General features: G+C 74.6%; 21 protein-coding genes and 2 pseudogenes. 9 read left to right on the top strand and 14 right to left on the bottom strand.

Features of this window, described 5'->3' with window-relative positions; all coding sequences use genetic code 11:
• The first annotated feature begins 151 nt into the window (after positions 1–151).
• The 4 genes from ABZY44_RS07155 to ABZY44_RS07170 all read left to right on the top strand — a co-directional run bounded on the left by ABZY44_RS07155 (position 152) and on the right by ABZY44_RS07170 (position 3,784).
• Positions 152–1,336 (top strand): hypothetical protein, encoded by a 1,185-nt coding sequence (locus tag ABZY44_RS07155; RefSeq protein WP_356650789.1) that lies wholly within the window; start codon positions 152–154, stop codon positions 1,334–1,336.
• A gap of 219 nt (positions 1,337–1,555) precedes the next feature.
• Positions 1,556–2,299, top strand: coding sequence for an SDR family oxidoreductase (locus ABZY44_RS07160; RefSeq protein WP_356650826.1), 744 nt, complete (start codon positions 1,556–1,558; stop codon positions 2,297–2,299).
• 43 nt (positions 2,300–2,342) lie between these two features.
• Positions 2,343–2,945 (top strand): TetR family transcriptional regulator, encoded by a 603-nt coding sequence (locus tag ABZY44_RS07165; protein WP_356650791.1) that lies wholly within the window; start codon positions 2,343–2,345, stop codon positions 2,943–2,945.
• 38 nt (positions 2,946–2,983) lie between these two features.
• Positions 2,984–3,784 (top strand): hypothetical protein, encoded by an 801-nt coding sequence (locus ABZY44_RS07170; RefSeq protein WP_356650793.1) that lies wholly within the window; start codon positions 2,984–2,986, stop codon positions 3,782–3,784.
• Here ABZY44_RS07170 and ABZY44_RS07175 read toward each other — a convergent pair.
• The 5 genes from ABZY44_RS07175 to ABZY44_RS07195 form a co-directional block, all read right to left on the bottom strand.
• Complete coding sequence (locus ABZY44_RS07175) at positions 3,771–4,604, bottom strand: enoyl-CoA hydratase/isomerase family protein (protein WP_356650795.1); 834 nt, start codon at positions 4,602–4,604, stop codon at positions 3,771–3,773. The two genes, ABZY44_RS07170 and ABZY44_RS07175, sit on opposite strands and share 14 nt — an antisense overlap.
• Positions 4,605–4,627: 23 nt before the next feature.
• The gene (locus tag ABZY44_RS07180; protein WP_356650797.1) at positions 4,628–5,398 is read right to left on the bottom strand and encodes a PIG-L deacetylase family protein; all 771 of its coding nucleotides are present in this window, start codon (positions 5,396–5,398) and stop codon (positions 4,628–4,630) included.
• A gap of 112 nt (positions 5,399–5,510) precedes the next feature.
• Entirely contained in the window at positions 5,511–6,833 is a 1,323-nt protein-coding gene (locus tag ABZY44_RS07185) for an alpha/beta fold hydrolase (protein WP_356650798.1), read from the bottom strand.
• Positions 6,834–7,039: 206 nt separating this feature from the next.
• The gene (locus ABZY44_RS07190) at positions 7,040–8,125 is read right to left on the bottom strand and encodes an S-(hydroxymethyl)mycothiol dehydrogenase (RefSeq protein ID WP_356650800.1); all 1,086 of its coding nucleotides are present in this window, start codon (positions 8,123–8,125) and stop codon (positions 7,040–7,042) included.
• Positions 8,126–8,233: 108 nt separating this feature from the next.
• Positions 8,234–9,298 (bottom strand): LysR substrate-binding domain-containing protein, encoded by a 1,065-nt coding sequence (locus ABZY44_RS07195; RefSeq protein WP_356650801.1) that lies wholly within the window; start codon positions 9,296–9,298, stop codon positions 8,234–8,236.
• 70 nt (positions 9,299–9,368) lie between these two features.
• Between ABZY44_RS07195 and ABZY44_RS07200 the strand changes: the two genes are divergently transcribed.
• The 3 genes from ABZY44_RS07200 (at position 9,369) to ABZY44_RS07210 (ending at position 12,646) form a co-directional block, all read left to right on the top strand.
• Positions 9,369–10,277, top strand: coding sequence for a dihydrodipicolinate synthase family protein (locus tag ABZY44_RS07200; RefSeq protein ID WP_356650803.1), 909 nt, complete (start codon positions 9,369–9,371; stop codon positions 10,275–10,277).
• Positions 10,278–10,461: 184 nt separating this feature from the next.
• Entirely contained in the window at positions 10,462–11,490 is a 1,029-nt protein-coding gene (locus ABZY44_RS07205) for a DUF5954 family protein (protein WP_356650804.1), read from the top strand.
• A gap of 358 nt (positions 11,491–11,848) precedes the next feature.
• On the top strand, positions 11,849–12,646 hold the full coding sequence (locus ABZY44_RS07210) for a LysM peptidoglycan-binding domain-containing protein (protein ID WP_356650806.1): 798 nt from the start codon (positions 11,849–11,851) through the stop codon (positions 12,644–12,646).
• Between the two features lie 238 nt (positions 12,647–12,884).
• Here the strand turns inward: ABZY44_RS07210 and ABZY44_RS07215 are convergent, their stop codons facing one another.
• From ABZY44_RS07215 to ABZY44_RS07255, 9 genes are all read right to left on the bottom strand, one after another.
• Positions 12,885–13,490 carry a response regulator transcription factor gene (locus ABZY44_RS07215; protein ID WP_356650808.1) on the bottom strand — a complete coding sequence of 202 codons (606 nt, stop codon included), beginning with the start codon at positions 13,488–13,490 and terminating at the stop codon, positions 12,885–12,887.
• Positions 13,487–14,782 (bottom strand): histidine kinase, encoded by a 1,296-nt coding sequence (locus ABZY44_RS07220; protein WP_356650810.1) that lies wholly within the window; start codon positions 14,780–14,782, stop codon positions 13,487–13,489. The genes ABZY44_RS07215 and ABZY44_RS07220 overlap by 4 nt, the downstream gene beginning before the upstream one ends.
• 93 nt (positions 14,783–14,875) lie before the next feature.
• Positions 14,876–15,598, bottom strand: a complete 723-nt coding sequence (locus tag ABZY44_RS07225; RefSeq protein WP_356650812.1) for an ABC transporter permease — start codon at positions 15,596–15,598, stop codon at positions 14,876–14,878.
• Complete coding sequence (locus ABZY44_RS07230) at positions 15,595–16,485, bottom strand: ABC transporter ATP-binding protein (RefSeq protein WP_356650828.1); 891 nt, start codon at positions 16,483–16,485, stop codon at positions 15,595–15,597. Before ABZY44_RS07230 ends, ABZY44_RS07225 begins: the two co-directional genes overlap by 4 nt.
• 232 nt (positions 16,486–16,717) lie before the next feature.
• Complete coding sequence (locus ABZY44_RS07235; protein WP_356650813.1) at positions 16,718–17,632, bottom strand: squalene/phytoene synthase family protein; 915 nt, start codon at positions 17,630–17,632, stop codon at positions 16,718–16,720.
• A complete protein-coding gene (locus tag ABZY44_RS07240) occupies positions 17,632–19,308 on the bottom strand; it encodes a protein kinase (protein WP_356650815.1) in 1,677 nt (558 codons plus the stop codon). The genes ABZY44_RS07235 and ABZY44_RS07240 overlap by 1 nt, the downstream gene beginning before the upstream one ends.
• Positions 19,309–19,475: 167 nt before the next feature.
• Positions 19,476–19,742, bottom strand: a complete 267-nt coding sequence (locus tag ABZY44_RS07245) for a GlsB/YeaQ/YmgE family stress response membrane protein (protein WP_356650817.1) — start codon at positions 19,740–19,742, stop codon at positions 19,476–19,478.
• A 168-nt stretch (positions 19,743–19,910) separates the two neighbouring features.
• Positions 19,911–20,927 carry a hypothetical protein gene (locus ABZY44_RS07250; RefSeq protein ID WP_356650818.1) on the bottom strand — a complete coding sequence of 339 codons (1,017 nt, stop codon included), beginning with the start codon at positions 20,925–20,927 and terminating at the stop codon, positions 19,911–19,913.
• Positions 20,924–21,721: a phosphatase PAP2 family protein gene (locus ABZY44_RS07255; RefSeq protein WP_356650820.1), complete on the bottom strand. Its 798-nt coding sequence runs from the start codon at positions 21,719–21,721 to the stop codon at positions 20,924–20,926. Before ABZY44_RS07255 ends, ABZY44_RS07250 begins: the two co-directional genes overlap by 4 nt.
• Before the next feature lie 196 nt (positions 21,722–21,917).
• On the opposite strand from ABZY44_RS07255, the pseudogene ABZY44_RS07260 reads away from it, so the two are divergent.
• Both ABZY44_RS07260 and ABZY44_RS07265 read left to right on the top strand, forming a co-directional pair.
• A pseudogene (locus ABZY44_RS07260) lies at positions 21,918–22,517 on the top strand (TetR/AcrR family transcriptional regulator); the annotation flags it as partial.
• Between the two features lie 19 nt (positions 22,518–22,536).
• Positions 22,537–22,630: pseudogene (locus ABZY44_RS07265) on the top strand (nucleotidyltransferase); the annotation flags it as partial.

Here is a 22,630-nt window from a genome sequence, read left to right on the forward strand (position 1 = left end):
GGGACGGTCCGCAACGACACGCCCCGTTCCGGTCGCGTCCCGCCCCCTTTCGGGCAACATATGACACGCGCACGTCACGAACCGTCGTGGCGGGCGACGGGGACCCCGCCTTTCGGCTGGGGCGTTTCGCACATCCTGGGGGAAGCACCACATGACCAGAAGCATGTCCGCGGCCGGAGCCGCCCTCGTCCTGGCGGGCCTCGTCACGACCGCGGGACCGGCCGCGGCCGCGCCCGCCACGGCCTCGACCGCCGCCCCCGCGCCCGCCGCGTGCGCGCCGGACGTCATCCGCCTGCCGGCCCTGCCCTCCGGCCCCTGGACCTCCGGGGCCGTGAACGACCTCGGGGCGGACGGCCTCGCCGTCGGCGACAGCCTCGGCCTTCCCGCGTACTGGACCGCCGACCACGCGGTCCACGCCGTCCCGCTCCCGGCCGGCTTCCAGAACGGCAAGGTCAGCGCCGTCAACGCCAAGGGCCTCATGGTCGGCAGCGTCGAGCGCTCCTCCGACCACGCCCGGGCCGCCTTCACCTACCGCGCGGGAGACGCGGCGGTCCGGCTGCTGACCGGCGCCACCCCCGCGGGCGCCTCCGCCGCGGACGTCAACGACGCGGGCCACGTCGTCGGCATGGACTCCGGGACGGCGAAGGAGTGGGTGGACGGAGCCGTCGTCCGCGAACTTCCGGTGCCCGCGGACGCGCACCCCAGCACCCAGATCGTCTCGCTGGACGGCATCAACAAGCGCGGAGACGTCCTCGGAACCGCTCATACGGAGTACGTGGACCTGGAGAACGACGCGGTCGTCAGCAAGACCTTCCCGGTGGTCTGGCCGGCCGGCGGCGGCTACCCGCCGTACAGCCTCCCCGTCTGGACCGACACCTACTGGACGACGGGCACCCGGGCGAGCGGCATCGACGACAAGGGCCGCGTCGTCGGTTTCGAGGAGGAGAACTACCGGGAGCTGCGGCGCCGGACCCCGGCCGTCTGGAAGAAGCCGTACGACGCGCTGCCCACCAGCCCGGGGCCGGTCCCCGGCTACGAGCAGCTGACCTTCGACGCCATCAGCCCGACCACGAACGTGACGGTCGGCTCCGCCGTCACCTTCGTCGAGGGTTACGCCCGCTACGTCCAGGCCGCCTACTGGCCGGGCACGGGCGCCCCGCTCGTCCTCCCGAACCCGGCGGGCGCGAGCACCGACGTCAACACCGAGGCCCGTACCGCCTCGGACGACGACCGGGTGGGCGGCGCCTTCCGCGATCTGACCACCGGGGTGGACAGCGCGGTGATCTGGACGTGCGCGAGCAAGCAGGCCTACGCACCGGTGGGGCAGGCGAGGTAGCGCAGTCAACTGCCCCCGGCACGGGCATGGTGATCTCGGCGTCCGCACGCTATCGATGGGGCGCATGGAGAACCCCACGCGCGGCCTGCCCGCGCCCCCGCCGCTCGGTTCGGCCGCCCTGCCGCCCGGTACGTACGCGGGGCGGGTGGTGCTCGTGACGGGGGCGGCACCGGTCTGGGCAAGGCGATCGCCGCCGAGTTCGCGCGGCTCGGGGCGGACCTGGTGATCGCCGGCCGCCGGATCGAGCCGCTCGAGGCGGCCCAGGAGGAGTTGGCGGCCACACCGGGCGCGGGCCGGGTGACGGCCGCGGTCTGCGACATCCGGGACCCGGAGCGGGTGGCCGGGGCGTTCGACGCCGCCGGGGCGGCCTCCGGCCGGCTGCCGGACGTGCTGGTCAACAACGCGGCCGCCAACTTTCCCTGTCCGGCGGAGGACTTGTCCCCCAACGCCTGGCGCGCGGTGGTCGACATCACCCTCACCGGCACCTGGTTCATGACCCGCGAGTTCGGCCGCCGCCACCTCGGAGCGGGCAGCACCGGGTCGATCGTGAACATCGGCGCCTCGTACGCCTGGACGGGAGGCCCGGGCTTCGCCCACAGCGCTGCCGCCAAGGCCGGGGTGAAGAACCTGGTGGAGACCCTCGCCGTCGAATGGGGCCCGTACGGCATCCAGATCAACGGACTGGTGCCGGGGCTGTTCCCGCACGAGGACATGACCGAGGACATCCGGGGCGGTCTGGAACGGGCCGCCCCGGACGCCAAGGACGGCCGGCAGCCCGCGCTGCGGGTCGGCGCACCGCGCGAACTCGGCTGGGCCGCCACCTTCCTCGCCTCGCCCTACGCCCGTTTCATCACCGGCCACACCCTGGTGGTGGACGGCGCGAACTGGCAGCGCCGCTCCCTCGTCAACCCCGACGTGGTGACGGTGCGCGACCAGTTGGGCCGCGCCCCGTTCACCCGGTGAAGCGGTTACGGTTCCTGTCGAGCCCCCTGGAGGTGTCGCGGTGATGACGTCGGTGAGTACGGGCCGCCCGTCCTTGACGGAGCGGCGCAGGGAGGCCACGCGCTACGAGATCGCGGAGGCCGCGGCCGCGCTGTTCTCCGAGCAGGGGTACGAGACCACGACCGTCGAGGACATCGCGCGGGCGGCCGGCATCTCCCTGCGGACCTTCTACCGGTACTGCCCGGCCAAGGAGGACGCGCTGACGCCGGTCCTGACGGCCGGGGTCGCCACGCTGGTGGAGGAGATGGCCCTGCGCCCCGCGGCGGAAGCGCTCACGGAGGCCGCCCAGGCCGCCTTCACCATCGCGACGGCGGGCGCGCGCTACGAGGGGCCGGGCCAGACGGTCCGGCTGATCCAGGTGATGAGCGGGGTCCCGGCGATCCGCCTGCGCTGGCTCGCGGCCGCCCGCGCGATGCAGGACCGCCTGGTCCCGGTCCTCGCCACCCGCACGGGCCGCCCCGAATCCGCCCTGGAGACCCGCCTCCTGGCGGCCCTCCTCATCGACGCGGTCACGGTCGCACTCGAACACTGGGCCGCCGAGGGCGGACGGGAACCCCTCCCCTCGGTCTCGGCCCGCGCCCTGTCCCTGCTGCGCCTGGAGGAGTAGCGGGGCCGGCTGTCAGTGGCCCGGGGCACTATGGCCCCATGTCTCTCGCCGATCTGACCTTCGCACAATGGCGCTCGTGCGACCCGCAGACCGTCCGCCGGACCGTCCGGGAAGCCGCGGACCGGGTGGGCGGCCGGGTGGGCCGCGTCGAGGTGGTCGAACACCTCGGCGGCCCCCTGCACGGTGCGATCGTCGAACGGGAGGGGCGGGAGTTCGCCCTCGTACCCGGCGGGACGCTCCGGCTCGGGTTCGATCCGCAGGCCTGGGAGCCGACGCCGGACCAGGCCGCCGACTACGCGGAGAGCCTGGCCGAGGGCTACGGCCTCGGACTCGGCCTCAAGGAGTACCTCGCGGCCACGCTGAGTCCGCCCCGGACCGTCACGCTGGAGACGGTGCTGATGGCCGTGGAGAACGAGACCCTCGACGAGCTCCCCGCCGGCATACCGGCCGTGCTCGCGGCGCGCGGGCTGCGGATGCCTTCGGCGGACGAGTGGGAGCACGCCTGCGGGGCCGGGGCGCGCACCCTCTTCCGATGGGGCGACGACTGCCCCCTGGAGGAGCCCTCCTGGGGCGGAACGGACGGCCCCCGGTCGCAGCCCAACGCCTTCGGGCTGCGCATCGCCTACGACGCGTACGCCGCGGAGCTCAGCGCGGACCCGGGCGCCGTGCACGGCGGGGACGGCGGCGAGGCCGTGTGCGGTGGTTACGGGAGCCTGCTGGGCTGGCTGCCGCTGGCCACCGCGAACCGCAACCCCTCGATGGCCGAGTTCGCGTACGGGCCCGACGGCGAGGACGTCGTCGAGGCGTTCTCCACCCGGCCGGTGCTCAGCCTCCGGTGAACCGCGGGGGGCGGCGGGCCGCCTGCGCGGTGTAGCCCTCGCGGGAGTCCTCCGAGGTGAGGGTGAGGGCCGCCGTCATCGCCACCCGGTCGAGGGCCGCGGGCAGGGCCGCGTCGGCGTAGGCGTCGACGGCCCGCTTGATGCCCTGGACGGCGAGCGGGGCGTTGGCCGCGATCTCCACCGCGAGGGCGCGGGCCACCGGCTCCAATTGGTCCGGCGAGACCACCTCTTGGACCAGGTGCAGCCGCAACGCGGTCTGCGCGTCGATGCGGCGGCCCGTCAGTGCGAGGAACTTGGCCCAGCCGGCGCCCGCCTCGCGGGCGATGCGCAGGTCGCCGCCCGCGTCCACCGCCACGCCCAGCCGGGCTTCGGGCAGGGCGAAGACGGCGTCCTCGGCCGCCACCCGGACGTCGGCCATCAGCGCCAGCTCGAAGCCGAAGCCCAGGCAGTAGCCCTGCACGGCGGCGACCACCGGCTGCGGCAGCCGGGCCAGGACCGCGAAACGTTCGTGGACCCAGCGGATGCCCTCGTAGTAGTCGCGGTTCCGCGCGGCGGCCGTGGCGCCGGTGATCGCACCGCCCGGGGCGGTCACGTCGATGCCCGCGCAGAAGGCCCGGCCCTCGGCCCGCAGCAGGACCACCCGTACCGCCGGGTCGAAGCGGATCCGGTCCGCCAGCAGGCCCAGCTGGCGCGTGGACTCCCAGCTCCAGCCGTTGAGCTTGTCCGGCCGGCAGAGGGTGAGTTCCGCGATCCCGTCCGCGACGTCGAGACGGATCCGTTCCTCACCCTCCGCGATCTCCGTGCTGATGGTGTCGATCACGCGGACACCTTAGGGCGCGCCCCTCAACGCGGGAAGACCTCGAACGCCACCGCCGGGCGGCCGCCGAACCGGGCCGCCGCCTGCTGGGCGTTGCCCGTCAGGAAGGTGCGTGCGTACGTCTGCGGATCCTCGTCCGTCAGGACCTCGATGTACGCCTTGTGCTCCATCAGCGACTTCACCGAACGCTCCAGTCCGGGACCGGCGTCGGCCGCGTGCGTGGGGGTCGTGGTGCCCGCCACCGCGACCCAGCGCACGCCGTTCCACGGCTCGAGGCCCTGCTCCGTCAGGAGTTCGGGGAAGATCCAGCGGTTTCCCGCGTCACCGGCCGCGTCCAGGGTGGCCCGGCCGACCGCCTTGTGGTCGGGGGTGTTCCACCAGCCGCCGCCCTCCGCCCCGCCCCAGGTGTCGCGGTGGTTCATGGTGATGACCAGTTCGGGCCGGTGCCTGCGGATGGCCGCCGCGATGTCCCGGCGCAGGTCGAGGCCGTACTCGATCACGCCGTCGTGGTGATCGAGGAACTCGACGGTGCGCACCCCGACCACGGCGGCGCTCGCGCGCTGCTCCGCCTCGCGCAGCGGGGCGCACTCGGCGGGGTCGATGGTGTCGATGCCGGCCTCCCCGCGCGTGGCGAGCACGTAGACGACCTCGCGGCCGCCGTCCGTCCAGTCCGCGACGGCCGCCGCGCAGCCGTATTCCAGGTCGTCGGGGTGGGCCACGACCGCGAGGGCGCGCTGCCAGTCGGTGGGCATGGGTTCCAAGGGCGCGGGCCCGGGGCCGTCCTGTCGTTGTGTCATACGGCGCACACTATGCAGAGGGCCGGAAGAACGCGCGTCGTGACCCTGCTCGACACCTCCGGGACCTTCTCCGAGCCCGCCCGCGGCCCCGGTCAGCCGGTCCGCGCGCCGGTCAGAGTTCGTCCCGTACGAGCGCCAGCAGCCGGTCCAGGACGCGCGGGCCGCCGGAGCGCACGCCGTCGTGCTCGAACTCGTCGGTCACCCACGTCCGCAGTCCGCGGACGGCCCGGGCCGTCGCCAGGGACTGCGCGGTGTCCACGTACAGGTCGTCGTGGTAGACGGCCGCGGCCACCGGCACCTCGTTGGCGGCGAGCCGGGCGGGATCGTACAGGGGCGTCCAGCCGGTACGGGCGGCCAGCAGCTCGGCGGTCTCCCGCAGCGGTGCGAGCGCGGGATCGGCGTCGAAGTGCCAGGGGTGGACGGTCTCGCCCGTGAAGTACAGCGGCCCGTCGCCCCGGAGGGTGGCGGCGGCGTCGAAGCGCGGGTGGCCCGCGCGGACCTCCTCGGCGGCCCAGCCGGTGGGCGCGAGCGGGTCCTGGGCGTAGATCATCTCGTGGACCAGCGCGTAGAGGGGGTGCCCGGCGAAGGAGAGCTGCGCGTGCACGTTCTCCAGGAAGCCGTCGGAGAGCGCCGGACCGGCGGGGGTGGGGACGAAGGCGTTCTCCAGCAGGTAGTGGAGCTGGTGGCTGCCGTCCGCGACGCCGAGGAGGATGCCGAGGGACTGGAAGGCCTCGACCGTGAGCCGGTAGCCGCCGGGGAGTACGGCCGGGTGCCCGGCGAGGTGGGCCGCGACGGCGCGGGCGCGCTCCACGTCCATGGGGTAGCGCGCGTAGTGCGCCCGGTTCTTGCGCTCCATGCGGGGGTACGCGGCCTCGTACACCTCGGCGGCGGTCGCCTCGAGCGGCGGCAGCCCGCCGGTGATCAGGGCCGCGGTGAGACCCTCGGGGGCGGCACAGAGGTAGTGGGTGGCACAGAAGCCGCCGAAGCTCTGGCCGAGGACCGTCCAGGGCGCGCCGCCGGTGAGGAGGGGGCGGACGGTCTCGGCGTCGCGCACGATGGAGTCGGCGCGGAAGTGGGCGAGGTAGTCGGCTTGCCGTGCGGGCGTGCCGCGCAGCGGCAGGGTCTGCCGGTTGACCGGCGTCGAGCGGCCGGTGCCGCGCTGGTCCAGGAGCAGGACCCGGTACTCCTCCAGGGCCCGCCCCAGCCAGGCCTGGCGACCGATGAACCGGCGGGCGCCGAAACCGGGACCGCCCTCCAGGTAGAGCAGCCACGGCAGGGGCCGCGGATCCTTGCCGGCGGCCACCACCTCGCGCGCGTACAGGTCGATCCGTTCGCCGTCCGGGCGGGCGTGGTCGAGCGCGACGGTGAAGTGGTGGTCGGTGAGTACGACACCGGGCTGGCGGTAGCTTCCGCCGGCGGTGGGCGCGGGGGTCACGGGGCTCCCTGGAATAGGCGCGGTGCGGTGGATGCGCGAGCGCCGTCCCGGAGCCCGTGGGGTGGCGGACGGGTGGGGCGGCGAGCCCGGCCGAGTGTACGTGAGGTGATCGAAAAGGCCGGGCTTGCCCCGGTGGCGTCCACCGGGGCAAGCCCCTCACTCGGCCCGACTGCCCTGTCCGCGCCGTGGATCGGCCCGGTCGGCCGTCAGAACTCGACCACCGAGCGGAGCACCTCGCCCCGCTCCATCCGTTCGAAGGCCGCCTCCACGTCGTCCAGCGCGATCCGCTCGGAGACGAAGGCGTCGAGGTCGAGCCGTCCCTGCAGGTAGAGGTCGACGAGCAGCGGGAAGTCCCGCTCGGGCAGGCAGTCCCCGTACCAGGAGGACTTCAGGGCGCCGCCGCGCCCGAAGACGTCGAGCAGCGGGAGTTCGAGCCGCATCTCCGGCGTGGGAACTCCGACCAGGACCACCGTCCCGGCCAGGTCGCGCGCGTAGAAGGCCTGCCGGTAGGTCTCGGGGCGGCCGACGGCCTCGATGACCACGTCGGCCCCGTGGCCGCCGGTCAGCTCCTGGACGGCCTTGACGACGTCCTGCGTACCGCCGTTGACGGTGTGCGTGGCGCCGAGGCCGCGTGCCCATTCCAGCTTCCGGTCGTCGAGGTCCACGGCGATGATCCGCGAGGCTCCGGCGAGCCGGGCCCCGGCCACGGCGGCGTTGCCCACTCCCCCGCAGCCGATGACGGCGACGGAGTCGCCGCGCCCGACGTTGCCGGTGTTCAGGGCCGCGCCGAGGCCCGCCATCACCCCGCAGCCCAGCAGTCCGGCGGCCGCGGGAGAGGCCGCCGGGTCCACCTTGGTGCACTGGCCGGCGGCGACCAGGGTCTTCTCGGCGAAGGCGCCGATGCCGAGCGCCGGGGAGAGCGGGGTGCCGTCCTCCAGGGTCATGGGCTGGGTGGCGTTGTGCGTGGCGAAGCAGTACCAGGGACGGCCGCGCTTGCAGGCCCGGCAGGTCCCGCACACCGCACGCCAGTTGAGGACGACGAAGTCGCCCGGCGCCACGGACGTGACGTCCGCGCCGACCGATTCGACGATCCCGGCTGCCTCGTGACCGAGCAGGAAGGGGAACTCGTCGTTGATGCCGCCCTCGCGGTAGTGCAGGTCCGTGTGGCAGACACCGCAGGCCTGGACCCGCACGAGGGCCTCGCCCGGCCCCGGATCGGGAACGAGGATCGTCGTCGTCTCCACCGGAGCGCCCTTGCTCCGGGCGATGACCCCTCGTACGCGATGCGTCACGTGCTACCCCGATCTGATCACGGTTCCGTCTGATGCGCCGGAGCCCCCGAGGGGGAATTCCACCGGCCCCGTCAACGTACACGCGCGCTCCCGTGGAGGGGAGTTGCCTCACGCCCCGGCGCGCGGGGAGGTGGCCAGTTCCGGCGGTACCGCCGCCCGCAGGGCCGCGCCGAAGGCGGCCACGGCGGGGTGGGCACCGGCCCCGCAGCGGAAGGCCAGTTTGGTGCGCCGCTCCATCAGGAGCCGCGTGAGGGAGACGGCGGGGTCCACGTGCCCGGCGATCCCGAGCTGCGGGACGACGGCCACGCCCTGGCCGGCCGCGACCAGCGCGAGGACGGTGGCGAACTCGTCGACCTGGTGGCGGATCCTCGGCGTGAATCCGGCGGCCCGGCAGGCCCGTACGGTCATCGCACGGCAGAGGGTGCCGGGCGTGGCGGTGATCCACGGCTCGTCGGCGTGGGTACGGAGCCTCGCGCCCTGCTCGGCTCCGGCGGGTGCGGCGGGTGCGGCGGGTGCGGCACGGTCCGCCGCGGGCGGCTGCGGCTGCGGCTGCGGGGCCGGGGCCGGGTCGGACGGGCCGGGCGGGACCGCCGGGCCGCCCCCGTCGGCGGTCTCGGCGAGGCCGACCCGAGCGGCCCGGTCCGCCGGTACCGCCAGGTACATCGCCTCCCGGTACAGCGGCTCCGTCGCCAGCCCCGGCTCCTGCCTCGCGGGGACGAAGTCGTACTCGTGGATCAGGGCCACGTCCAGGTCCCCCGCCCGCAGCGCGTGCGCGACGGCCGCGGGGTCGGTCTCGGACACCATCGGCTCCAGCCCCGGGTGACGGCGGGCCAGCGTGGTCAGGGCCGCCGGGACGATGGCCCGGGTGGCGGTGGGGAAGGACCCGATCCGCAGGGCCCCGGCCAGGCCGCTGCGCGCTTCGGCGAGGTCCGCGTCGGCCTGTTCCAGGAGTTCCAGCACGGCCTCGGCGTGCACGACCAGGTTCTGCCCGGCCGGGGTGAGCCGCACCCGGCGTCCGGTGCGCTCCAGCAGCGGCAGGCCGGCCTCGCGTTCGAGGACGCCGAGCTGCTGGGACACGGCCGAAGGACTGAAGGACAGCGCTTCGGCCACCGCGGCGATGGTCCCCCGCCGGGCCAGTTCGCGCAGCAGGCGCAGGCGTCGTACATCGAGCATCGGATCAGCTTACGGTTTGCGTAAGGAACGCGAACTGGATTCGACGCTCGGAGCGCGCGAGCCTCGACCCATGACACCCCACAGCACGCCGCAGGGCCCGCACGGGATCCACGTACCGCTCGTCACCCCCTTCACCCCGGCCGGAGAGGTCGCCGCGGAGGCCCTGGAGGCACTCGCCCACGAAGTCCTCGACGCGGGCGCCGCCGGCATCGTCGCCCTCGGCACCACCGCGGAGACGGCCGCCCTCGACGAGGCCGAGCGCGACCTCGTCACCGACGTCTGCGCGCGGGTCTGCCGCGAGCGGGGCGCGCTGCTGAGCGTGGGCGCCGGGGCGAGCGGTACCCGGGCCGCCGAGGAATCGCTCGCGCAGCTCAAGCGGTGGCCCGAGGCGACGGCGGCGCTGGTGACCGTGCCGCCGTTCCTGCGGCCCTCGGCCGCGGGGGTGCTCGCGCACTTCACGCGGCTGGCGGAGGTGAGCCCATTGCCGCTGATCGTCTATCACATCCCTTACCGCACCGGGCAGTCGCTCGACGCGGCGACGCTGCGGGCGATCGGGGCGCTGCCCGGCGTGGCGGGGGTCAAGTACGCGGTCGGCGCCGTGGACCAGGAGGCGGTGGCACTGCTCGGCGACCTGCCGGACGGCTTCGCGGTGCTGGCGGGCGACGACGCGTACCTCTCCCCCCTGCTCGCCCTGGGCGCGGCGGGCGGGATCCTCGCCTCGGCCCATCTGGCGACGGCCCGCTTCGTCGAGCTCGCGGAGGCTTGGCGGGCGGGCGACGCCCAGCGGGCGCGCCCGCTGGGCCACGCGCTGGCCCGCCTCTCCGCGGCGGCCTTCGCGGAGCCCAACCCTGCCGTCGTCAAGGGGGTGTTGTACGCCCAGGGCCGGATCCCGACCCCGGACGTCCGCCTCCCCCTGCTGCCGGCGAGCGAGGAATCGGTGGCGGCGGTGCAGCGGGAAGTGGCGCGGGTCCAGGGGTGATCCAGGCCGGCGTGGGCATGGGTGTCGTCGGCATCGTCGCCGGCGCCCTGAGGGACCACCCTCCCGGACAACACACCCGCTGCCACCGCGTCTCCGACTCAGGTCACTAGCACAACCTCGGTCATTCGGGGCCGGGTTGCGGATGCTCCCGGCGGCGGCCCGGGAGCTGTGCCCAGAATGCGGCATGAGCAGCGAGGTACCCCCCGGGAGCGAGCACCTCTACCTGAACGTCGTGCACGCGGAGCACCCGGTGGCCGCGGCTCAGGAGGCCGACGCGGCCGACGCGGCACGGCGGTACGACCACTACATCGTCCGGGGGCCGCTGTTCGGGATCGCCTGCCAGGGGCCGGGCGACGGGCACCGGTGGCGGGTCCTGAGGCCGGTCGTCGAAGGGTTCCCGCAGGACGCCCGCGACAGCCTGAACTCCTTCCTGTGGTTCCGGGCCAAGGACGGCACCGACGACCGGGCGGTCCGCCGGGAGCTGCTGGCGGCCGTCACCCGGCTGGAGTCGGAGCCGGTCAACGAGGTCACGGCGGCCGGTACCCGCTACCGGGTGGTGCGGTGCGACGAGATCGTCTACGGCGGCAGCGAGGGGCCTGAGCCGCCCCGGCCCACCGATCCGGAGCCGGCCGGCCTCAGCTGGGACCCGGACGCCGAGGATCCCCGGCTCGACGCGGGCTTCGTGATCGACCACATCGCGGCGACCGGCGTCATGGAGGCCACCGAGCGGCTCGCGCTCATGGGCCTGCACTACCGCAGCCCCCGCTACCCGGCGGACGTACGGGCCGACTCGCGGCGGGCCCTGCACACGCACGCCGGGATCGTGCTGCTGCCGACCGCGTTCCGGGTGCTGGAGCGCACCGGCGTGGGCTGGGAGCCGGCGACGACGGCGCTCGCGAGCCCGCACGCCGCGCGCCGGGCCCTGTTCCGGCTGCTGACCTGGCGCTGGCAGGCCCGGTACGGGCGCACGGAGGGCCCGGAGCGGGCCGGGTACGGCCGGGTGGCGGAGGAATTCCGGGCGGCCGGCGACGCGGACTCCGTACGGCTCGACGACGGCCGGGAACTGCTCGTCGTACGGATGCGGCGGGTGGTCCGGGTCGGGCCCGACGGGCCCGAGACGGCCCGGCCCTCGGACGAGGAGGAGGGCGGATGCGGCCCCTCCAGGATGCACCCGCCGATGGACGAGGACGGCACGGTCACCCAGGAGACCTGATTGACCCGTGATGGGCGATTCGCCGTCAACGGGCGGCTCGCCCGAATCACGCCCACCGAAGGGCGACTTGCCCGTAATGGGACTCCCTCCGTCGGCCCGTGATGTGAGTCACGCCCGCCCCGTCGGCGCCATGCCCCCGGAAGGAACGATTCCCTTTTCCCGGCCGGAAAGTTGGGAATTCCCGAACTCCCTTTCAAGGTCATCCATCGGAGGGCCGGCGCAGAGTTGATCTCCCCGCCGAATTCCTGTCTTGTTCCGGCCCCGCGGATTCGCTTACGGTCGCCTCGTTCCCGGTGGTCAGCTGCTCGAACCGGCCGTCGCCAGGGATCTCCCGCACTTCCACGTGAGGAATTCCGCCATGCCCGCAAAGGGAAAGCACCGTCGGCCGAAGCACCACCCCGTCACGCGCAAGCTGGCCCTGGCCGGCACCGGGAGCGCGGCGCTGGCCCTTCCACTGATCAGCGCGACCACGGCCGGCGCGGCCGAGGTGCACGCCGCGCCCGTCGTGGTGAAAGCCGCCCCCGCCGTGGTGAAGGTCGCACCGGCCGTGGAAAAGGCCGCCCCCGCGGCGGTGAAAGTCCTTCCCATGACGTATTCCGTGGTCAGCGGCGACAGTCTGAGCAAGATCGCGGCGGAGCACTCCGTCGGCGGCGGCTGGCAGAAGCTCTACGAGGCCAACCGGAGCAGCGTCGGCGCCGACCCCTCGATCATCCGGCCCGGCCTGAAGCTGAGCCTCACCGCCGCCGCCCCGGCGGCCCAGACCGCTCCGGCCGCCCAGGCCGCCCAGGCCGCCCAGGCCGCCCAGCCCGCCGCGGTCAAAGCCTCGGCCGGCTACGCGGACAACCTCGACGGCTGGATCCGCGAGTCGCTCGACGTGATGGCGCAGCACGGAATTCCCGGCAGCTATGAAGGAATTCACCGCAACATCCTGCGTGAATCCTCGGGGAATCCGAGGGCCATCAACAACTGGGACTCCAACGCGGCGGCCGGCATACCCTCCAAGGGCCTGCTCCAGGTCATCGACCCGACCTTCCGCGCCTATCACGTGCCCGGAACGGCCATGGACTCCTACGACCCGGTCGCCAACATCACGGCCGCCTGCAACTACGCGGCCGCCCGCTACGGTTCGATCGACAACGTCAACGGCGCCTACTGACCCGGCCGGGAGCCCGGTTCAGCCCTCGGTGTACGTGCGGGACGGCGCTCCCGGGGCGTTGACGTCCAACGGGGCCCGGCGGCGCTGCGCCGCGTGGACGACGGCGCCGGGGCCGGACGCCCCGGTGGACGGTCAGGTGCGCCGCAGGGCGAGCACGGCGCCGGCCAACCCGGCCTCCACGACACCGGTCCGGCCCGCCGGCAGGCCCACCCGGCCGCGGACGGGCACGTGTTCGGCCCTAGAGCCAGCCCTGGCGGCGGGCCGCGCGGACGGCCTCCATGCGGTTGCGGGTGCCGGTCTTGCCGATGGCCGAGGACAGGTAGTTCCGCACGGTCGACTCGGACAGGTGGAACTTCGCCGCGATGTCGGCGACGGTGGCTCCGTCGACCGCCGCGTTCAGGACGTCCGCCTCGCGCGGGGTCAGCGGATTCGGGCCCGCGCTGAGGGCCGCGGCCGCGAGCGCGGGGTCGATCACGGTCTCCCCCGCGAGCACCCGCCGTACCGCCACGGCCAGTTCCTCGACCGGGCCGTCCTTCACCAGGAACCCGGCCGCCCCCGCGTCCATGGCCCGGCGCAGATAGCCGGGCCGGCCGAAGGTGGTCAGGATCAGCACCCGGCAGCCGGGGCACCGGCGGCGCAGGTCCGCCGCCGCGTCGAGCCCGCTGCGGCCGGGGAGTTCGATGTCGAGCAGGGCCACGTCGGGCAGCGTCTCCAGGGCGGCGGGCACGATCTCGTCCCCGGCCGCGACCTGGGCCACGACCTCGATGTCCTCCTCCAGCCCGAGGAGCAGGGCCAGAGCGCCGCGCATCATGCCCTGGTCCTCGGCCAGCAGGAGCCTGATCATCGGCCCTCCCCTTCCGTCGGTACGGTGTCCTCGTCCACCGGGAGCTCGGCGGTGACCCGGAAGCCACGGCCGTCCGGGGCCGGCCCGCTGACGAGGGTGCCGCCGGCCGCGGCCAGTCGTTCTGCCAGCCCGGTCAGACCGCTGCCCGCCAGACTCCCGGCCGCGGAGCCGCCGGCGACCGTGGATCCACCGCCCGTCGGACCGCTGCCCGGTGGGGCCGAGCCTACGCCGCCGTGCCCGTCGTCCGTGATCACCAGCCGGACCCGCTCCGCGGAGCCGCGGACCTCGATCTCGCAGCCGGTCGCCCCACTGTGCCGGATCACGTTGGTGACGGACTCGCGCACCACCCAGCCCAGCAGCGCCGCCGCCTGCGGGGGCAGCGGCGTCCCGGACTGCCGTACGACGGGCCCGATCCCGGCGGCGGTCAGGGCGCCGCGGGCCCGGTCCAGCTCCCCGGCCAGGCTCGCCTCGCGGTAGCCGGTGACGGCCTCGCGGATCTCGACGAGGGCCTGGCGGCCGACGGACTCGATGTCGGCGACCTGGGCGAGCGCCGCGTCCATGTCCCGGGGCGCGAGCCTGCGGGCCGCCTCCGACTTGACGACGATCACCGACAGCGTGTGGCCGAGCAGATCGTGCAGGTCCCGCGAGAAGCGCAGCCGCTCCTGCTCCACGGCGGCCCGCGCCAGCTCCTGCCGGGTGTCGCGCAGTTCCCGCACCGTCTCCGACAGCGCGAGGATGGCCGCGGTGACCATCCCGGACAGGAAGGTCCCGTAGACGACCCCCGCGGCCCCCCACCCGTCGTGGTAAGCGGCGATCGCCCCGCCGAGGGCGCTGAGGCCGAGCACCGTCACGCCGAGCACGCGGCCCCGGAGCACGGCCCCGGTGGCCAGGCCCAGCAGGGGGAAGAAGGTCAGCCAGCTGCCGCCGTAGGCGAGGGCCAGCCCGCAGGTGACCAGACCCATCGCGACGAGGCTCCAACGGGTGCTCGCGGCCTCCCGCGCCTGCCGGTGGAACGCGCGGAACACCACGCTGATGTAGAGGGAGTTGAAGATCAGCAGGCCGACGATCCCGACGGCCGGGTTGGGGGTCTTGCCCTGGAGGATGTTGGAGAAGGCACCCATGCCCATCAGCAGCCAGGGCAGCAGGGTGAGACCGCCGTTCACGCCGACCCGGCCGCGCTCCCCTCCCCTGCCCCGGACCGGGGTGTCCTGGCCGGCCTTCCCCGCGCACCCCTTGCCCGCCCGCGCCCAGCCCGCGCTCCGTTTGCCGCCCGGGGCCAAGCCCTCATTCATGTCCGTGCTCCGTCCCGCGTCGTGTGCCGGTCCTTGTGTTCCGTGTGCCGGTCCTTGGGTTCCGCGTGCCGGTCCTTGTGCCGCGTCCATCTCCTACACCGTCCTCGCGGACCGACGGTACGAGAGGACCGCGTACGCGCCGAACACCAGGGCCCACCCACCGATCACGCCCGCCGCCGCGACACCGGGAGCCGCGCCCTCGGCCAGGGACTGCCCGATCTCGGCGAAGCCGTGGGTCGGGGTGAGGCCGGAGACGGTGCGCAGCCAGTGCGGGAACAGCTCGGCGGGGAACCAGAGGCCGCCGACGACGGACAGCACCAGGTTGCAGGCGACGTTGACGAGGCCGGTCGTCTGCGCGGACAGCCGGTAGCCGTTGCCCATGCCGAGCAGGGTGAAGGGGAGCGCCCCCAGCCAGAGCGCGAGGGTGACGGCCGCCCACTGCCAGGGCTCGAGCCGGACCCCGTTGACGAGCGCGCCCGCCGCCAGCACGGCGGCGATGGCGGGCAGGACCACGACCGAGCCGGTCAGCGCCCGCCCGGCCACCACCTGGCGCGGGGTCATCGGGGTGACCCGGAGTTGGCGCAGCCAGCCGGTGCCCTTGTCCTCGGCGACGCCCGTACCGGTGGAGAGGGCCGCGCCCAGGGCCCCGTACGCCGCCATGGCGACCATGGAGGCGGTCCGCCACGCGGGGTCGGCGACGCCGAGGTTGGTGAAGAGGAGGTACATCACCACCGGCATGCCCATGCCGAGGAAGACGAACCCGGGGTCGCGCAGCGCGCGGCGGACCTCGACGCGGACGTACGCGCCGACGATCATCGGACCGTCTCCATCGGGGTCCCGGAACCGGTCAGGGCGAGGAAGGCCTCGTCGAGGGAGGCGGCCGTGACCTCCAGGCCGCGGATCGCGTCGAGACGGGCGAGCGCGACGACGGTGGCGTCCGGATCGGTCGTGCGCAGCCGCGCTCGGTCCGCGCGCACCTCCACGGCGACCACTCCGGGCAGCCCGGCCAGTTCCCCGGTGGGCCGCCCGGCCAGGTCGAAGGAGACGAGGGAGCCGCCGGCGGCGCGCCGGAGCCCGGCGCCGGTGTCGTCGGCGACGATCCTGCCCCGGTCGATGACGAGGATGCGGTCGGCGTGGGCGTCGGCCTCGTCCAGGTAGTGCGTGGAGAACAGGACGGTGTTGCCGCGCCGGGCGTACACCCGCATGGACTCCCAGAAGGCCCGCCGGGCCTCCACGTCGAGAGCTGCGGTCGGCTCGTCGAGGACGATCAGCCCGGGGTTCCCGGCGAGGGCGACGGCGAAGCGGACGCGCTGGGCCTGACCGCCGGACAGCCGGTCGACGCGGCGGCCGGCGCAGTCCGTGAGCCCGGCCAGGCGCAGGGCTTCGGCGACGGGCAGGGGCGCCGGGTAGGTGCGGGCGACGAAGGCGACGAGCTCCCGCACGGTGAGCCGCGGCACGGCCCGCCCCTCCTGGAGCATCGCGCCGACCCGGCCGGAGCGCACCGCCCGCTCGGGGCTCTCGCCGAAGAGGCGCACGCTGCCCGCGTCCGGCTGGTCCAGCCCGAGCAGCAGGCTGATGGCGGTGGACTTCCCGGCGCCGTTGCGGCCGAGCAGGGCCACCGTCTCGCCGCGTCGGATGTCGAGGTCGAGGCCGGTCACGGCGCGGACGGAGCCGAAGGACTTGGCGGCGTGCCGGAAACTCACCGCCGGGGACGGCGCGGGCGTCGGCGCCTGCGCCTGCGTCCCGGCGTGCCCGTGCGCCTCGGTCCGCGCCTCGGTCCGCGCTTCGTTCTGTCCGTGGGCCTGCGCGTCCGCCTGTACCTCGGTCTGCGCCTGGAGCTGGGCCTGCGCCCGGGTCTGCGTCATGCACGTCACGCTACGGACGGGTCCGGCTCCCCCGGCAGATCCGCATGTACGGACTCCGGCCGTACATATGTCACCCCGCGGTACGGGGCCTGCGCGCCCTGGCCCGGACCAGGGTCCGCAGCGGCGCGACCAGGCCGTAGCCGACGTCCTTGCGCAAGGCTCCGACACCGGCCTTCTCCACCGCCGTGAGCTGGTGCTCCATGAGCTCCGTCATCGTCACGGCGACCGGCCGCAGGCCCGGTTCGGTGAGGTCGAGGATCCCGCCGGCGGCGGCGAGGGCGCTGCGGGCGCGCCCGCATTCGGCGGCCAGGAGTTCCCGTACGCCCGGGGTGTCACGGGCCTGTTCGAGGTCGGCCCGGGTCACGGAGTGCTCGGCCAGGCGGGTGCGCGGGATGCAGAGCCTGCCGTCCGCGAGGTCTCCGGCGAAGTCGGCCAGGAAGTCGACCCGCTGTGCGGCGTCCACGAACCGCCGCCAGCCGGCGGCCTGTTCGGCGTCGGGACCGCCGGGGTACTGGAGACCGGTGAAGACGAGTACGCCGGGCCAGGCGTAGGCGTCGAGGTAGGTCTGGAAGTCCTCTTCGGTGGCGAAGCCGTCGAAGAGTGCCTCCTCGGTGGCCGCGCCGTCGAGGAAGCGGAAGATCCATTCGGCGGGCAGGCCGCGGGAGGCGACGGCGTGGGCGTAGGCGCGCAGCAGCGGATCGGGGCCGTCCCCGGTCTCCAGGGCGCGGTGCACCTCGGCGCCCAGTTCCTTGAGGCCTGCGATCCGCTCGTCCGGGGTTCCGGTCTCGGCGACGTCGTCGACCCGGTTCATGAACGCGAGTCCGGCCGCCAGCCAGGGTACGAGCGGGGGCGCGGCCAGCAGGCGCAGGGCGAGGTAGGGCGCGGGTTCACGGCGCAGGACCCGGCGGGCCGCGTACGTGTAGTCGGCGCGGAGCCGGGTGTCCGAGATCCCGGCCGACGTGAGCGTGGTGCGCCAGGTGGTCATCAGCTCTTGTACACCTTCTTGATCTTGAAGTCGGTCCCCGCGAGGACGTAGCCGCCCTGACCGTACGGGTCGCTGAGGTACGGGCGGACCGCCGGGGCGCCGAGCCACGGGGAGACGTTGAGGTAGCGCGAGCTCGGGATGTCGACGCCGAGCTCCTTCTTCGACTGGTCCATCAGGGCGGGGAGGAGGTCCCAGTTCATCGCGGCCATGTCCATGAGCGGCTCGCCCTCCTTCACGGTGCCGGACGGACCGGTGCGCTTGGCCGCGCCGTTGCGGTATTGCCAGGAGTCGACGGTCTTGGCTCCGGGGGCGGTCGGGATCGAGGCGAGCACGTACTCGTCGTAGACCTTCATGTCGACGAAGGTGGTGGTGCCCGCCTGCTGCTTGAACGCTTCGACGGCGCCGCGGATGCCGGCCGGGTTGATCAGGCTGCCGGGCGCCGGGGCGGCGTCCTTCGCCGTGCTCGCCTTCGGGGTCGGGCTCGGGCCCGGGGTCGCCCCGGAGCTCCCCGGGGTCGGGGTGGCCGGCGCGGACGCCGCGCTCGACCGGTTCGCGTCGGCGCCGCTCCCGGACCCGGTGTCCTTGCCGGTGTCACCGCCGGGGAGCCACTTCACGAGGCCGATCACCCCGGCGACCAGGAGCACCGCGAGGGCCACGACGAGTGGCGCCGGGCGGCGGCCGCGCGGGCGGGCGGCCGGCTCGGGGACGGGCACGGTCGGGGCGTACGGGTTCCCCGTGCCCGGGACGAACGGCGGGGTCGGCCGGTCCGTCACCGCCGGCCCGAACTGGCCGAGGGCGACCGGGGGTACGGCCGGGGTGCCGCTCTCGAGAGCACTGCTCGCGCTGCGGAGCAGCGCTTCCAGCTCCTCGGCGTCGGGCCGCAGGGCCAGGTCCCGCACCAGCAGCCGTTCCAGTACGGGCCCCAGCGGGCCGGACCGTACGGGCGCCGGGACCGGCTCGTCGAGCACCGCGACCACGGTGGCCAGGCTGGTGGCCCGGCGCAGCGGGTGCACCCCCTCCGAGGCCACGTAGAGCAGCATGCCGAGCGACCACAGGTCGGAAGCGGGCAGACCCTCCGCGCCCCGCGCCCGCTCGGGCGCGATGTACTCCGGCGAGCCGATCAGCACACCGGTCGACGTCAGCGCCGTCGCGCCGTGCAGCGCGGCGATGCCGAAGTCCGTGAGCACGGCGGAGCCGTCGGAACGCAGCAGCACGTTGGCCGGTTTCACGTCCCGGTGCAGCACCCCCTCGGCGTGCGCGGCCCGCAGCGCGGAGAGGACGTCGCGCCCGAGCCGCAGCACGTCGGCCACGGGCATCGGGCCGTCGGCCAGCCGGTCGTGCAGGGAGCCGCCCCTGACCAGCTCCATCACGATCCACGGATGGCCGTCGACCCCCTCGGGGGGCTCCACGATGTGGTGGATGGTGACCACGTTGGGGTGGGCGAGACGGGCGAGCGCGCGGGCCTCGCGGACGGCCCGCTCGCGCAGTTGGACGGCCAGACCGGGCTGTGCGGCGGCGGTCGCCGGATCCGGCGGCCGCACCTCCTTGAGCGCGACGTCGCGGTGCAGGGCGATGTCGCGGGCGCGCCACACCGTGCCCATTCCGCCACTGCCCAGGGGCTCCGCGAGCTCGAAGCGCCCGTCGATCAACTGTCTGCCGGCCTCACTGCTGTCCATGGCCGGTCATCGTAGGGGCCGCCGCCGACGGCGGTGCGGCCGGTGCCGGTACGCGGCCCCGCGCGGGGTCCGGGAAGCCGCCGCAGGACTCCCCCGGTGCCGGTGGAACGGTCCGGGCGCCCGCCGTCCGTTGTCGGACGGCCGGCCGATCGGCGGCTCCGCGCCGGTCAGTTGCGGGAGTTTCCGAACAGCAGCCGGTAGGCGATGAGGAGGACCAGCGAGCCGCCGATGGCGGAGCCCCAGGTCGCGAGGTCGAAGAACTCGTCCTGGATCGGCCGGTCCAGGAACTTGGCGGAGAGCCAGCCGCCGACGAACGCGCCGGCGACGCCGATGAGGGTGGTGCCGATCAGACCGCCGGGGTCACGGCCGGGCAGCAGGACCTTGGCGATCCCGCCCGCGAGCAGTCCGAGGATGATCCAGCTGATGATGCCCATGCCCATTCACTCCGCTTCGGTGTGCGCGCGACGTGCGTGCGCGCGCCTCGTGTCCGTCGTCGTGCCGTCCTGTCCGGCCTCGACTCACCGAGGAGGACGCTCGAAGCGGTGAAACGGTTCTCCGGACCGCCGGGTCCGGGCCCACGGGCTACGTGCGCGGGCCCGGGGTCATACCGCCACCCTGGTTCTCGTCCCGGCCCGGTCCTGGACCCCCGCCGGGGCCACTGCTGGGGCCGCCGTCGCGGCCGCTGCCGCCGCTCCCGACGCGACCTCCTCCCCGGCCCTCGCCACAACCCCCGCCGCAGCGACGGCCGCGGCCGGGACGAAGGCCCCGGGGGCGGCCGTCCGGGACGGACCGGGCCCCGCCTGTGCCGGTGTCCGCGTGAGGAGCAGCACGCCCCGCGCCGCGGCGAGCGCGCCCGCCGCCGCCAGCAGGACCCCGAGGGCCCCGCCCTGGATGCGTTCGCCGAGGAGGACCATGCCGATCGCGGCGGCGGCCAGCGGGTTCGCGAGGTTGACCACAGCGAGGGGGGCGCCGAGGCCGCCGCGGTAGGCCCGCTGGGACAGCAGCATTCCGCCGACCGCGAAGACCACCACGAGGAGGGCCACCGAGACGACCCGGACGCTGAGCAGCGCCCCGCCGCGCCCGCCCGCCACGGCGACGGTCTGGGTCAGGGCGGAGGCCGCCGCGGAGGCCAGTCCCGACGCGGTCGCGTGGCGCAGACCCGAGCGGGTGTCCCTGCGTACGGTCAGCAGCACGATCACCGCGGCGGTCGCGCCGGAGACCGCGAGGGCCTCGGCCAGGGTGAGGGTGTCGTCGGGGGCCGGGCCGGAGGCGGGGAGGAGGAGCAGGCCGAGACCGGCGACGGTGGCCAGGGTGCCGCGCCATTCGGTGGTGGCGACACGGCGCCCGGCGCCGTGCGCGCCCAGCGGTACGGCGGCTACGAGCGTGAGCGCGCCGAGCGGCTGGACCAGGGTGAGCGGCCCGTACCGCAGGGCGGCGGCGTGCAGCAGCGCGGCGCCGGCGTTGAGACCGGCCGACCACCACCAGGCACCGTTGCCGAGCAGCGCGGTGGCGCTGCGGGCGGTGGCCCGGCGGGCGAGGCGTTCCTGGGCGACGGCCGCGGCAGCGTAGGTTGCGGCCGCCGCGAGGCAGAGCAGGACGGCTACGAGGGTGGCGTTCACCGGACCACTCCTACGGCGACCGGCTCGGGTTTCGCCGGGCGGGGACTCGGCATGCTCCGGAGGACGACGCGGGAGCGTGTGTCAGGGCGCGGGACCAGGAGCAGGGCGCCGCCGAGCAGCAGGGCCGCCACGACGGCGTCGAGCCAGTAGTGGTTGGCCGTGCCGACGACGACGAGAAGGGTCACCAGGGGGTGCAGCAGCCACAGGGCCCGCCACCGGGAGGAGGTGGCGGCGATCATGCCGAGCGCCAGCATCAGGGCCCAGCCGAAGTGCAGGGAGGGCATCGCCGCGAACTGGTTGGCCATCGTGTCGGCGGCGGGCGCAGCTCCGTAGACGGTCGGCCCGTAGACCTGGCCCGTGTCGGTCAGGTGCGCGGCCGCGAGCATCCGCGGGGGCGCGAGGGGGAAGGCCAGGTGGAGGACGAGGGCGGCGCCGGTGAGCAGGGCGAGGACGCGCCGGCTCCAGAGGTAGTGCGCGGGGCGGCGTACGTAGAGCCAGACGAGGAAGGCCACCGTGGCGGGGAAGTGCACGACCGCGTAATAGGTGTTCGCGGTGTGCACGAGGGCGTCCCCGTGCAGGAGCAGGCGCTGGATCACGCCCTCGCCGGGAAGGTGCAGGACGCGCTCGGCGTCCCAGACGCGGGTGGCGTTGCGGAGCGCCTCGTCCGTGCGGCCGGTGGCCAGCGTCCGGCCGCCCTTGTAGACGGCGAACAGGCCCGCGACGAGCAGCAACTCGCGTATGAGGCGGCGGCGCTGTCCCGCGCCGGCCTCGGCAGGTGTGGTGTGGGAGGTCATCCCCCGGTCTCGCTTCCTGTACGCGTGCACACATCGACACGCCAGTGTATCGATACATTAGCGTATCGATACGCGCGTGTACCGATACGCGACCGTTCTTGTACACTTGAGCCCAGACCGACCGCCGGGGATCAGGCCGCACACCGGCCGCCCGTCCGGTCGGGACCGTCCGAGCGCCACCGAGGAGAGCCGCCCCATGACGTCGCCGACGCCGGACACCGCATCGGCCCCCGCGCGCCGCTCCAAGATCACCCCGGAGCGGGAGCGGCAGTTCTACGACGCCGTCCTGGAGCTGCTGCGCGAGGACGGCTACGAGGCCCTGACCATGGAGGGCATCGCCGCGCGGGCCAGCTGCGGGAAGTCCACCCTGTACCGGCAGTGGAAGACCAAGCCGCAGCTCGTCGCCGCCGCCCTGCGGGCGGACCGGCGCGGCACGCTGGCGGCGGTGGACACGGGGACGCTGGCGGGCGACCTGCGCGAGGCGGCCCTGATCGCGGCGTGCACCTCGGGGCGCGACACCCGGCTCACGCAGGCCCTGGGGCACGCGGTGCTGAGCGACGAGGAGCTGAAGGCGGCACTGCGCGAGGCGCTGGTGGAACCGGAGCTCGCGGCCTTCGACACGATCGTGGAGCGGGCCGTGGCACGGGGCGAGATCGCCGCCGGGCACCCTGCCGTGGAGTTCCTGCCGGCGCAGCTGATGGGCGTGCTGCGGATCCGGCCGGTGCTGGACGGGCGGTACGCCGACGCCGAGTACCTCGTGCGGTTCGTCGACGCCTGCCTGCTGCCGGCCCCGGGTCCACGCCCAGGGCCGGCACCCGGAGATCGACGGGGTCGGCATCCTGCTGTACGGCAAGGACCGGCTGCTGAGCGAGCGGGAACGCCACGACCTGGGCTGGTTCCTCGCCTGCC

Origin of the sequence: Streptomyces sp. NPDC006544 (assembly GCF_040611715.1) — a bacterium.
In the GTDB taxonomy this organism is placed as follows: Bacteria; Actinomycetota; Actinomycetes; order Streptomycetales; family Streptomycetaceae; genus Streptomyces.